Origin of the sequence: Pseudomonas sp. TH10 (genome assembly GCF_016651255.1) — a bacterium.
Classification (GTDB): Bacteria; Pseudomonadota; Gammaproteobacteria; order Pseudomonadales; family Pseudomonadaceae; genus Aquipseudomonas.
Genome location: NZ_JAEKEG010000104.1, coordinates 57,276 through 69,639 on the forward strand (window position 1 = coordinate 57,276; position 12,364 = coordinate 69,639).

The window sequence follows — 12,364 nt, forward strand, 5'->3', positions numbered from 1 at the left end:
TGAACACGATGGACGCTGTCTGCGCTGACCTGGTCGCTGAAGTGCGGGCGTTTCGCCAGCACTTCCCTGAGGTGCGTTGCGTCGACCTGATCTCCTGGACATTCCGGGGCACTTCTACGGCAAGCGTTATCCTGTGGACATGCTCGAAAAGGTCGCCGCTGGCAGCGCCCTCAAACTGCCGCAAAACTGCGTGTTGCTGGGTGTGCAGGGCGGTTTGTTCGAGATTGGCGATTACTGCTTCAACGATGGCGACCCGGACGTCGTGCGCCGCTTGGTGCCCGGCACCTTGAAGCCGGTGACCTGGGAAGCGCAGCCGCTGGGGCAGATGCTGATCACCTCGGACGGCACCGAAAAACCGATCGAATTCGAACCGCGTGAAGTCCTTGCGCAGGTACTCAACGCTTCGAACCGCAAAGGCATCTTCCCGGTGGTCGCGTTCGAGCTGGAGTTCTACCTGTTCGATCGCCAACTGCGCGATGGCCTGCCGCAGTTCCCCCGCGATCCGCTGACCGACGATCCCGATGATCAGCCGAACATGCACATCGAGCGGCTGTCGCGCTTTTCAACCGGTGCTGGATGACATGGTCGAGACTGCGCGGGAGCAAGGCATCGACGACCACGGTGATCACGGCGGAGCTGGGGCCCGGGCAATTCGAGATCAACTTCGGTCACCTCGACGATGGCCTGCGCGCCGCAGACTGGGCCGCATTGTTCTGTCGAAGCAGCCGAGGCGTGGCCCTCAAGCATAATTACCGCGCCAGTTTCATGGCCAAACCCTATGTGCAGCACCCCGGCAGCGGCATGCACGTGCATGTGAGTCTTTACGATAATGACGGGAACAATCTGCTGGCAGCCAATGAACAGCGACCCTTGCGGCACGCCGTGGCGGGCTGCCTTGAAGTGTTGCCCCACTGCATGCCCATCTTCGCCCCGAACCACAATGCCATGCGGCGCTTGAGTGGCACGGTGAACACCGCCACTCGAGCGAGTTGGGGCTTTGAAGATCGCGATGCCTGTTTGCGGGTGCCTGATTCAGACTTGAAAAACCTGCGCATTGAACACCGTTTGTCGGGTGCCGATGCCAACCCTTACCTGGTGCTTGCGGCGATTTTGGTGGGTCTGGAGCAAGGGCTGGAAGCGGGCCAGGAACCGATCACTCCGTTAAACGAAGATCGCAGCAGCGGCATCGCATTCCCGACGCAGATGCTCGAGGCGGTGCAGGCCATGCAAGGCTATGCGCCTCTTCGCGAAAGCCTGGGTGCGGAGTTTGTGGACGTGTATTGCGAGAACAAACGGCAGGATTACTTGGCATTCATGAACGAAATCAGCGCGCGGGAATATCGCTGGTTCATGTAACGCATCCTTAAAAAACATGTGGATATATAAGGGCTTATAACCCTTAGTAACTCTATGGTTAATTAAAACATCTTGTTACAGTGGGAAATATTAAGTAACATTCACCCCGCGTTCACCACCACGGTTTATGCATTTTTAAATCCCAAGCTTCCATCAGCTGCTTGGGATTTTTTTTGCCTGCGATTTGACCGCACCGCTGTCACCCTCACGGCAGCGCCTCCCACCTGACGTCGGTCAGCCCGCATTTCTGCGCCTGCGCCCGCAGTTCAGCCAGACCCTGTTGCGCCGGATCCTCGCCATAGGCCAAGCCGACACCCGCGTGCAGGCAGGCGTAATACCAGGCATCGGCATCGGTCATGTGTGAATCGGGCTGGACAAAGACCTGTCGAGCGTCGTTCAAGCGGTAAGTGATTTGAAAGTGCAGGGGGCGCATCCGATTCTCCAGGCGAAGCCATTACGACTCTAATGGCTTATCGCCAGTTCCCTTTCTTTTCGGTGGTGCAGGGATTTGCGGGGGGATGCTTGAGCATTCACGGTAGGAGCAAAGCTCCTACAGTTGATCGGGGCTATCAGCTTTTCGATTCCTTCGTCCCCAGCACATCACGGATGCTGTCCACGACGTTGCTGTCCTTGATCACATCATTCAGCCAGCCCTCAAGCGGCATGTTGCCCCATTTGATCGCGCGTTCGATCAGGTACGGCACCGGGCTTTGGGGTTCGGTCTGTTTGAAGAACTGGGCGATGCCCGCCAGTTGGGTGAAGGCCTCGTCGCGGGTCAGTGGGGTGGTGCGCAGGGGGATGGATGAGGGATCTGGCTGGGGCTGGGTCATGGCGGCACCTGCGGTTTGGTCGACAACGCTTGGCTGGACGGGCGCAACGGGGGCGGGATGCAGCTCGATGCCGCGGTCCTTGAGCAGTTTCTCGGCCAGTTGCCCGGCACGGGTCAGTACGTCCGTCAGCGCGGCGAAACTCGGGGCATCAGCGCCAAACAGCCGGTCTGCGGTGCTCTGCAATTGCTGGCAAGCGCCCAGGCTGGCGGCGATTTCGCCGGCCTTGAGGCGCAGGTGGTCGGAGTCGGTCAGCACCACCGAACGCTGGAACACCTCGGCGTTGATCTTGCCTTCATCAATTGCGGCACGCATGGCCTGGGGATTTTGCAGCGCGAGGTTTTCGATGTGCCGGGATTCGTCGTAACGCAGCAGGCCGAACTGCTGGCCCTGGGTGATTGGCAAACCGCCGACGACGTCCGCCAGCGAGGCTTTTAACCACGCCAGACGTGCGGCGCGTTCGTCGAGGCCGTCTTCCAGCGAAGGGAACAGGTCTGCCCAGAACGTATCCAGGATGCGCTCGGCCAGCGTCAGGCCAAAGGTGATACCGACAAAATGGTACTTGTGCGCCAGGCCTTCACTGAGCCAGGCGACCAGCATCAGGTCCTTGCTCTGGCGAGCCAGGCCCTGTGCGGCCAAGGTGATGGTCAGGTCCCAATCCGAAGATTTGAGGTCGGTTTGCCAATCACCCTGGGTGAGATAATCGGGGTCTGCTCGACGCGCTTCTTTCACCTGGTCAAACAAGGTGGAAAAGCTCAGGTCTTCACCGCTCCCCTCATTGATGGGCGCTGTCAGTTCGGCCAGGGAAAGGTCGTTGAGAAATTCAGACATAGGCAACTCTGATCAGGATAAAAGAACACCGCGCCCGGACCACAGGCGCAGTGCTTAAGGCGGGCCGCTCGCACGGCCCGCTAGTGCTGCAGACTTAAGCGAACACCTTGTTCGCGGTGCGGTCCCAACCGCCGGTGACGTTGCCGCCGCCCTGGCCATCGGCACGGCTCTGCTGGGTGTAGGTGGTCTTGATGCGCGCGAAGTTGAAGCTGATTTCTTCGACAGGCAGATCGCTTTCCGCTTCGTCCTTGCCGCCCTTGCTACCGCCAGCAACGGTATTGACGGAAGCCACTACTACTTCTTCGAGGTTGTAGGTGAGATAGGTCACCTTGTCGCCACCGGCGCGGTTCACGTTCAGCTGGATCTTGGCGATGTGGGTGCCTTTGCAGCACGCTTCAAACAGCTTGGCAGTGGCTTTATCGGCAGCTTTGCGGATGGTGAAGTTGCTCAACACCACGCGTTCCGAAGAAGCACCGCCCGAAGAACTTGCCGTCGCGGAGGTGGCCTGGGTCGCGCCAAACTCATAGCCCAGCACTTCGATCCAATCCTTGTGCTTTTCGTCCAGTACTTCGCCTGGAATGCCTTCGATCTGGATGTATGCGTCAAATGCCATTTCTAATTTCTCCTTACCTTCATTTAAGGGTGCCGCTGCGAGCAGTCGGCAGCCCTTCGTTTTAACCTCTTTGAATACGCTCAAGAGAGGTGTCTTACCGTTGCCCGGCTCGTGTATCGAGTCGACCCGGGCAACGATTTTTCTTGCTCTGGCGGCGCGCGATCAGTTGATCGCCCGCACTTCGATTTCCACCCGGCGGTTAGGCTCCAGGCACTGAATCAGCTGCGCCCGGGGTTGCGTCATGTCGCACTTGACCAGGGGCTTGGTGCTGCCTTCGCCGACGGCTTCGACCAGCTCGCCGGGGACGCCTTTGCCCACCAGATAGGTCTTGATGGTCTGCGCGCGCTGCCTGGATACCTGCAAGTTGCCCTGCAGGTCGCCCAGTTGGTCGGCGTGCCCGGCGATGATGATCTTGCCGATGTCCGGGGTGTTGAGCAGCTTGCCGGCGATGGCGCTGAGCTGGCTTTGCCCTGCGGTTTTCAGGCTCTGGAAGTCCGCGCGGCCAAAGGCGAACAGGGTGTCCGACTCCAGGGTGATGGTCTCGATCGAGCGCAGCGACTGGCTCAGCAGGCTGTTGATGTAGTTGCGCGAACTGGAGGTGAGGAACGCGTTGTCAAGGATGCGCGGCACGTCCTGCTCGTGGATCTGGTCGCTGTAGAAATTGATCTGCCGGCTGGCGTACTCGTAGTCCTGATGAGTCCCCGGATCACCGTTGGCGGCACCGATAGTCTGGCCGGTCTGGCGGGCAATCGCCGGGTACCAGTAGTCCGGGATTTTCGCCTTGAGGAACGCCGGGTCAGCCTTCTCGCGCTGGGCCCGGGAGAGCATCACATAGGTGTCCAGGGTGGTCTTGCCGAAGGCGGCGATGGACTGCGCGCGGTTGTCGTTGGGCAGGGCCTTGGGTTCTACGCTGTCGACGCCGGTCACGGGTAACAGTTGCTGAGTGTTGCGTTGATACACCTTGAGGGTGGTCAGCAGGTACAGCGATCGGGTCAGGTTGTCCGCCGTTGGCTTGAGCATCACGCTTTCCAGGCGGCTGAAATACTCGCTGCGCAGCAGCGGCTCGACTTTGTAGCCCTGGTACAACCCCAGGCGCATGCGCAGCGGCACACCGTCCTGGTGATGCCGGGCGCAGTAGTGGGCGGTCCAGAAGCGCATGCGGTCCAGGGTTTGCCACTCGGTGTATTGGCCTGTCGCCGCCGCGTCAGCAGACGCCGCCTGGGCCAGTTCCGTCGAGATGCCCTGCACGGTGTCGCGGTTGTTCACATAAGACCAGCCCAGCAGGCCGCACAGCAGCATCGCCAGCACACCGGCGCCACCTATCCACGCCGCTTTGCGCCGGCGTTCGCGATGGTTGGTGGTGTACAGCGCCACCAGATGCTGGTCGGGGATGATCACTTTGCGGAACAGGCTATTGATAAATAGCGGGCGTGGCTGCGCGTCACCGCCGACGCTCGCCTGGTCGTTCTCCAGGGAGAAGCGCTCGGTGACCTGGCGGGCGTGGCCCCCAGCTCTGGCTGGTCGGCGTCCAGGGCACTGGTGAAATAGAAGCCGCGCAGCAGTTCGGCCTTCTGGTACGGGTTAGCGCGCAGCAGGGCGTCGACGAACAATTGCAGGCGCGGTTTCAGCGCCGCCAGTTCCAGCGGGAAGCGGTACACCGCCGAATCCTGGCGGGTGATCTGAATGTCCTGGGTCACCAGTTGCCGGCTCGCCACCTGCTGCCAGTAGGCAACCAGCTCGTCCATCGCCACGCCAAATTGCCGACCCCAGTCCGCCTGTTCATACCCCTTGTGGGCAAAGGTCTTGCCCATCACCTCACCGCGGGCCGCTTCATCCAGCTGGCGGTAGAAGGGCGCAAAACCCGGCACCAGGTCGCACTTGGTGAACACCAGGTACACCGGCAGGCGCACTTCCAGCAGCGCGTGGGTTTCCTGGATGCGTTCGCGCAGGCGCTTGGCGATGCGTTCCTGGTCGTCGAGGGACGCTTGCAGGATGTCGTGGATGCTCACGGTGACGATCAAACCGTTGAGCGGCCGGCGCTGGCGATGCTGACGCAGCAGTTGCAGGAAAGCGCGCCACTTGCCGGCTTCTTCCTGGTTGTTCATGTAGCGTCCGGCGGTGTCCAGCAGCACGGCTTCGGAGCTGAAAAACCAGTCGCAATTGCGTGTGCCACCCAATCCGGCAACCCGGGCGCCTTCGCGTTCGGCGTAGGGGAAGTTCAAGCCCGACTGATAGAGCATGGTGCTCTTGCCGGCCGCTGGCTGGCCGATCACCAGGTACCAGGGCAGGGCGTACAACGCGTCTTTGGGGTTGCTGCCCCGGGGCTTGTTGTTGTGCAGGCGCTCGATGCTTTGCAGCAGGCGTTCGCGCAGCAGGCTGACTTCCTCGCGATCCCCCGGGCTGGCGTTCAACACGGCCTGGTCGGCGTCATCGCGCAGCAGCCCTTCAAGGTTGTGATGCCGCGACACCCCGCGATAGAGCAGCAGCACGTAGCCGCACGCCAGCAGCAGGAACACGCCAATGCCGGTCAGCAAGCTGTTCAGCGAACTGAAGCCCAACGCCCGACCGATGCCCCAGACCACGAAGATCGAGAGAAAGAAGGCGATCCCCAGAATGTAGGGTTGATACCGCAGGAAGTAATACTTGATCTTGTTCATACAGACTTCGAATCCAGGGCATCGACAAAACGGTCGATGGCGTCATCAAGGGGACGGTCGATTGCGGGAAAAGCGGGTGCAAGGTGGTGCTCGTCAAAGGCATCGAAGGACGCCAGCACGTCATAGCTCTGCGCGCGGTCGCCGCTGCCGGTGAGTACGCGGTAGGCGTTGCTGGTGGTGCGTGAGGCAAAGCAGATCAGGCGCGGGCGCATGAAGTCGTCCGCCAGCAGGCTCACCTGCGGCACGGCCTTGCCCGGCGTCATGCGCGTGAGCCAGGTGAGCCAAAGATCGGCGGTCGGGTTCTTCAAGCCGCGCTCCGCCGGCAAGGGCAGAGTGATGCCGATCGGCGTGCCGTGTCGCAGGGGGCTGTGCAAGGCTTGCAGACGGGTCAGCACGGCATTGGTGACGAACTCCGGGTACGAGCCTTCCAGTGCAGTAGCAATGTCGCGCAGGTTGAAGTTCACCAGGAATTTGCCGTGCACCCGGCGGAACAGGTCGAAGTCCTGGGCCTGCAGCGGGCGCAGGGCCTTGATGCGTTCGAACAGCACCGCGGTGCTTTCGCCCTGCGCCGCCATGTGCAGCAACGGCTTGATCTGCGCGCTGAACAGCTCGCCCAACGTGAACGGGTTGACGAAGGGCTCGGCTTCAGCGGCTTTGACTGTCTGGAAAATGAAGAACGGGTAGCGCCGCTGGCTGGCGTCCATCGAGCTGATCAGCCCGCCCAGCAGCCAGTTGCCGCTGCGTGCGCGGTAGCTGAAAAAGCACAGCGGCAAGGCGTCGAACAGGCTGCGCCAGTCTTCGCGATGCTGCAGGGCCGCGAGGGCGCCTTGCAGCCAGCCATCGAACTCGCAGACGTCGTCTGCCGCGCCGTGCAGGCTGACGAAGTCCGGGCTCGCGGGCACCTTGCCGAAGCAGCCAATCATTGGCCGCGCCCTGGGTTCAGTGCCAGCCTGCTCACTGGACCCGCCCGCCGGCCGCATTGAGCGAACTCAAGGCCTTGACGTTGGCCAGGTCAGTCAGCTTGACGCCGCCATAGTTGCGCACGGCGAGGCTGACCTGGCCACTGGCGGTGTTCCAGCTGAAGCGTTGCTGGATGCCGTCCAGGTCACTGACCCGCGCACTGTCGTTCATGCGCAGCAGGCCCCAGCGCCCAGGGTAGTCGAACACGGTGATGCGTTCGCCGGTCAGGGTCACCACGTCCATGCGTGCCCCCGGAGCGGTGGTGGTGCCGGGCCAGGAGAAGCGGCTCCAGCTGGTCTTGCCATTGCGGTAATGCTGCACCTGGCCATCGAGGGTGAAGATGATGTCGGTGAAGTAAGCCGAAGGTTCCAGCATGATTTCAAAGCCGTTCTCGCGGTCCGACAGGCTGGCGATCACCTGGCCCAGGGAGCTGGCCTTGTCGATGCTGTTGACCATGTTCGGGTTGACCAGCGGCGCCGATTTGCTCGCGCTGCTCATGCCCAGGCCCTCACCGCCGGACAGGTTGCCGATTTCGTTGCGCTTGAAGTTCGGCAGCAGGCCGGACTCGGGGTCGACGAAACGCTGCAGGTCCTTCACCGACGCTTCGTTGCGACTGCCAGCGGCAATCGGGGAAGCGGTGCGCCATGACCTGTTCCCAGGGCTTGGCAATCTGTTGCGCCCAGGCCTTGGCGATCTGTTCGCCGGCCGGGTCGCGCAGGGTCTCCCAGGCGAACTGGATCGGCAGGCTGAACAGCCCTTGCAGCGAACTCGACAAGCCACCCTGGCTGGTATCCACCGTGGTCTCGACGTAGTTGCGCACGCTGGTGACTTCGCTCGGCTGGCCTTCCAGGGTCTCGCTGATCAGCTGCTTGCTGCTTTTACCCACGTCCTGGGAGCGCTGGATGTTGTTCATCCGCACCTTGAGCTTGCGCAGCGCCGCCAGGTAGCGATCCATGATGGTGCTGTCGGCGCCTTCGGCGTTCTGCACCGCGAACACTCGCGATACCGGCTCGAAGCGCTTGGCCAGGCTGCCATCATCCACAGCTGGCAGCGGTGAAATCAGCGCGTTGGGTGAAGTGTCCTGGCCATCGAAAATGCCCGAGACCTTGCCCCAGAAACCGTCATCGCGCTTGATCCCCGGTTGCTCGGTGGTGCGCGGTGCCGGCACGTCCCATTGGGTGTTGTCGTTGACCGCCGCCAGCAGGTTTTTCACCGGCGAATTCTGCACGTCGCTGAGCAGCGACAGTTGCTGGGTGGCGTTGGCCATGTCGGTGAAATGGCGCACGCCGACGCTGTCGACGAAGCCGTACCAGGCCTGGGTGTAGTCGCGCTTGTAGCGCGTCATGAACTCGCGGATGAAGTTGGCTTTCTGCACCAGGCTGTCGCCGCCTTCACCGTCGAGGACCCAGTCCGATTCGTTGCGCAGGTTGCCCGAGACCAGCTTGATCAGCTCTGGCTTGACGAACTGCTCCCAGCCCTGGCGGGTGAAAATTGCCGGCACGGCCTCGCTGCCGTAGAGCAATTGACGACCGGGCAAGGGCACCAGGTCGCTCAGGCCCACGGCCGGGAACTGACGGCTGGATTCCAGTTGCAGGCGCAGGTATTCGCGGTCCACCAGGGAGCTGGAGATCATGAATGACTTCAAGCTGTTGCGGGTTTCGCTGATTAACTGTTCGTTGCGCGGCAGGGTAGGCGCCTGGCGGTTTTTCAGCAGCTGGACGTAAACCGGCGCGTTGTCCTGGATCACCTCGGTGCTCACCGGGTTCTGTGCCGTCGCGGTATTGGCCCAGGCGACCGGGAAAGCAGCCCCGACGAACTCCGGCTCCGGATGGGAGTCCGGCTGGGTCAGCATCAGGTACAGCTTCAGCGCGTTATAGGATTCGATGATCGACTCGACCTGACGCTCGTCCAGGCGCCCGAGCATTTCCTCGGACAACGACAGCCCACCGGTCGTCGCCGACAGATCGGCGGCATCGCTGGCGGTGGCCGGGTTGCGCAGGCTGTTTATCGCATCGCCCCGCGCCTTGGTCGCAACCGCTCTGGCGCTGCCGCTCAGGCGACTGCTGACTTCACCGGCACTGCGCGGCACGCTGCTCAGGCGGGTGGGCAGTTTCAAGCCCTGGGACTGCGCCTTGGCTTTGGTGTTGCCGGCCTTGGCCGGTGCGGCTGCGAGGGCGTTTTGCGGGTCCATGGTCCTGGCGAATTCGTTGAATGCGCGCATCTGCAATTGCAACTGCAAGGTCACCGGTTCCAGTGCCTGGGTGCGCAGTTGCTGCAGATAGGCATTTTGCGCGACCTGGTAGATGTCATCGCCACGGTACAGGCCGGCACTCAGTTGCAGCGGCACGCCCTGGGCGCGGTGTTTCTCGATGGCGCTGAGCTGATTGCGCAGCAATTCCAGGCCCTGGCCCGAGGCGAGCAATTGCACACGGTCCGGGGACTGCTGCAGCTGATTCAACTGATCGCGCAAGGAAGCCAGCCACTGGCGGTTGTTCTGGTACGACAGTGCCTGCCAGCCAATGAACCCCAGCCCGGCCAACAGCGCCACGCCAAGCAGCACAGGGCTCAGGGATTTATTGTGGCCCTGGCGCGACTGGTACAACGTCAGGTCGCGGTCGGGGAAAATGACCCGGCGGAAGGTATCGGTGATGAAGTAGCTGCGGTCGCTGATTTTCCTGCCTTCGCTGTCCGCGTCCTGCCCGGCATGCGGTTGCAGGGCGAACGACTCGGCGAGGTCGTCTTCATACACCTGGCTCAGTTGCTGGTCGGTCTGCAGTGCGCTGGTGAAATACAGGCCGCGCAGCAGCAGGGGCGCGCCGGCGTGACGGTGGTCGGCGAAGTGCTGGAGGAACTGCTCCAGCACCGCTGACAGCTCGGAGAAATAGTTCGGGAAATTCAGCAGCGCGCTGTTGGCATCGGCACCCAGGGCAATCATCTGCGCGTCGACGTGACGGCGGATGTGGCTGTGCAGGTTGGCCAGCTTGGCATCCAGCACCGGACGCAGGCCCTGGTTGCGGATCTCCGACAGGCCGAAGGTCATGCCCAGGGGTTGCTGGCGCTCGTTGAGGTCCAGGCCTTCGAAGGCCTGGCTGAAACCTGGCAGTTGGTCGGTCTTGCTCAGCATCAGATAGATCGGCGGGTTGGCGTCCAGGCAATCGGTGTATTCCTCGATGCGCGAGACCAATTGCGCCGCCAGCGTGTGACGCTCGGCAGCGCTGGATGCCAGTAATTCCGACAGGCTCACCACCAGTACCAGGCCGTTGACGGCGGCCTTGCTGCGCTGCTTTTTCAGCATGCGCAGGAAGGCGGCGAATTCGCTGGCGGACTGGTCGTCGCGCAGGTAACGCCCGGCCGTGTCGATCAACACCGCTTCGGGGCTGAAGTACCAGTCGCAATGCTGGGTGCCGCTCTGGGTGTCGTTGGCGCTGTTGGCAATGCTTGCGGACAGGCCGGAGCGGGTCAGCAGCGAGGTCTTGCCGGCGCCGGACATGCCGATGACCAGGTACCACGGCAGGTCGGACAGCGCCGATGAGCCGCCACCCCGGCTGAGCGGTCGGTCGCGCAGCATCGCGATGGCGTGCTTGAGGCGTTCGCGCAGCACTTGCTGGTCGCGGAATTCGCCGGTGGACTTGAGCGAGCGATCGACTTCAAGTTGCACCAAGTGCTCAAGGTTGTGCTCGGCGCGGATGCGCTGGTATTGGCGCAGCACGATCAGCAACAGATAGAAGGCGCTGATGATCGCCATCGCCTCCAGGGCATAACCGCGCAGCCAGATCACGTGCGGCGCCACGAACCAGCAGACAGCCAGGCTCGCCAGCCACAGGACTGGAATCACAAACCAAAAACTTTTCAACAAACGCAATAGTGTCTTCATGTCTTCCTGACTCGATTACCTGACCTGGATTCAGGCACTGAACAGCTGGCTGATTTGTTCGGACAAAGCGGCGACGTCCTTGGCCAACAGCCAGTCCAGCGTCAGGTAAACCCCGACGCAGACCAGCGCGATCAGGGCCAGGTAGACCCAGACAGGCACTTCGTAGCGCAGCATCTGCGACACCTGGTCAGGCAGGGCCCAATCCGGCGACAGGGCTTTGGGGCTCTTGCGGTAGCGCGCGATGTCCTGGCCCAGGGTGTTGGCCAGGTAGCGCAGTTGGTCTTTCTCGCCGGCGGCGAATTTGCCCTCGAAACCCAGTGCCAGGCACAGGTGATACACCTCGAGCACGTCGAGGTTCTGCTTGACGTCGCTGCGCAGCGAATCGATCTTCTCGAAGAAACCCTGGCCGGCCAGGTGCACGCCAGAAATAGCGGAACTGCAACGGCTGCAGCTCGAAGTGGCGACGCAGCGGGTTGTCTTTGTCTTCGGCGCGCAGCACGCTTTCGTCAAGGAATGCGCACAGGGCGTACTGGGTGTCCTTGACCTGTTCAACGCTGTAGTCGGCGCTGCGGGCTTCGCGCTCCAGGGTGGCGAAGAAGGTGTCGACGCTGGCCTCGAAGGCGGTGACCGACGTCACCTGACGGCCCTTGCGCACGATCAGCGCCATGCTGATGAAGTCTTGCACCAGGTCCTTGAGCACCGGTTTGTCGGTGGCGGCTGCCACGGCGCCTTGCATTACGGCTTCAGTCATTTGAGTACCGCCATCAGTTCAAGCTTGAGATTGGTAAAGGCGCTGGGTGCGTAGAACGAGATGGCCTGGGCGCTCATCATTCGTTCGTACACGCGGCCATGGGGCTCGATGGAGAAATAGTGGTTGTCCAGGCGCACAGGAATCGCATTCGGCAGGCGCGTCGAGTGGTTGAGGGTGACGCCGGGCATGGCGCTGTTGACCACCACTTCGATGTCTTCCGGCGAGCCCACCTTGAACGCCCGCGGCACCAGTTCCAGCAGGCTGGAACCGGGCATGTCGGCGTGCACCGAAATATAGAAATCGGCATCGGCCAGGCGCGGGTCGAGCAACTGCCCCTGCCAGTACGACGGCTTGGTCTGGGTCAGGTTGATCACCACGCACTGGTTCGGCACGACATTGTCGAGCAGCACCCGGATCATCTCGTCGAGCTTGACCAGGGACGCTGCCGGGTCGTGATGGTCGTACTCGGGGATGTCATTGAGCTGGGTGTCCAGG

At 62.1% G+C, this 12,364-nt stretch carries 5 protein-coding genes and 4 pseudogenes; 1 reads left to right on the forward strand and 8 read right to left on the reverse strand.

Features of this window, described 5'->3' with window-relative positions; all coding sequences use genetic code 11:
- Positions 1-8 precede the first annotated feature (8 nt).
- Positions 9-1,356: pseudogene (locus tag JFT80_RS16575) on the forward strand (glutamine synthetase family protein).
- A gap of 205 nt (positions 1,357-1,561) precedes the next feature.
- Here JFT80_RS16575 and JFT80_RS16580 read toward each other — a convergent pair.
- The 8 genes and pseudogenes from JFT80_RS16580 to tssK all read right to left on the reverse strand — a co-directional run.
- Positions 1,562-1,789, reverse strand: coding sequence for a DUF6555 family protein (locus tag JFT80_RS16580; protein WP_045062821.1), 228 nt, complete (start codon positions 1,787-1,789; stop codon positions 1,562-1,564).
- A 136-nt stretch (positions 1,790-1,925) separates the two neighbouring features.
- Positions 1,926-3,014, reverse strand: a complete 1,089-nt coding sequence (gene tssA, locus JFT80_RS16585; RefSeq protein ID WP_201148583.1) for a type VI secretion system protein TssA — start codon at positions 3,012-3,014, stop codon at positions 1,926-1,928.
- Between the two features lie 94 nt (positions 3,015-3,108).
- Positions 3,109-3,627 (reverse strand): type VI secretion system tube protein Hcp, encoded by a 519-nt coding sequence (locus JFT80_RS16590; RefSeq protein WP_122839487.1) that lies wholly within the window; start codon positions 3,625-3,627, stop codon positions 3,109-3,111.
- 162 nt (positions 3,628-3,789) lie between these two features.
- Positions 3,790-6,284, reverse strand: a pseudogene (tssM, locus tag JFT80_RS24445) (type VI secretion system membrane subunit TssM).
- A complete protein-coding gene (gene tagF, locus JFT80_RS16605; RefSeq protein WP_122839899.1) occupies positions 6,281-7,207 on the reverse strand; it encodes a type VI secretion system-associated protein TagF in 927 nt (308 codons plus the stop codon). The pseudogene tssM and the gene tagF overlap by 4 nt, the downstream one beginning before the upstream one ends.
- Before the next feature lie 31 nt (positions 7,208-7,238).
- Positions 7,239-11,118 (reverse strand): annotated as a pseudogene (locus JFT80_RS16610) (type VI secretion protein IcmF/TssM N-terminal domain-containing protein).
- 30 nt (positions 11,119-11,148) lie between these two features.
- Positions 11,149-11,869 (reverse strand): annotated as a pseudogene (gene icmH, locus JFT80_RS16615) (type IVB secretion system protein IcmH/DotU).
- On the reverse strand, positions 11,866-12,364 hold a 499-nt coding region (gene tssK, locus JFT80_RS16620), incomplete at its 5' end, for a type VI secretion system baseplate subunit TssK (RefSeq protein WP_201148585.1). The gene tssK and the pseudogene icmH, both read right to left, overlap by 4 nt.

Bases quoted from the DNA above. Each gene is read 5' to 3' on its own strand.
- tagF (WP_122839899.1), bottom strand. From the start codon at position 7,207: ATGATTGGCTGCTTCGGCAAGGTGCCCGCGAGCCCGGACTTCGTCAGC.
- JFT80_RS16580 (WP_045062821.1), bottom strand. From the start codon at position 1,789: ATGCGCCCCCTGCACTTTCAAATCACTTACCGCTTGAACGACGCTCGA.
- tssA (WP_201148583.1), bottom strand. From the start codon at position 3,014: ATGTCTGAATTTCTCAACGACCTTTCCCTGGCCGAACTGACAGCGCCC.
- JFT80_RS16590 (WP_122839487.1), bottom strand. From the start codon at position 3,627: ATGGCATTTGACGCATACATCCAGATCGAAGGCATTCCAGGCGAAGTA.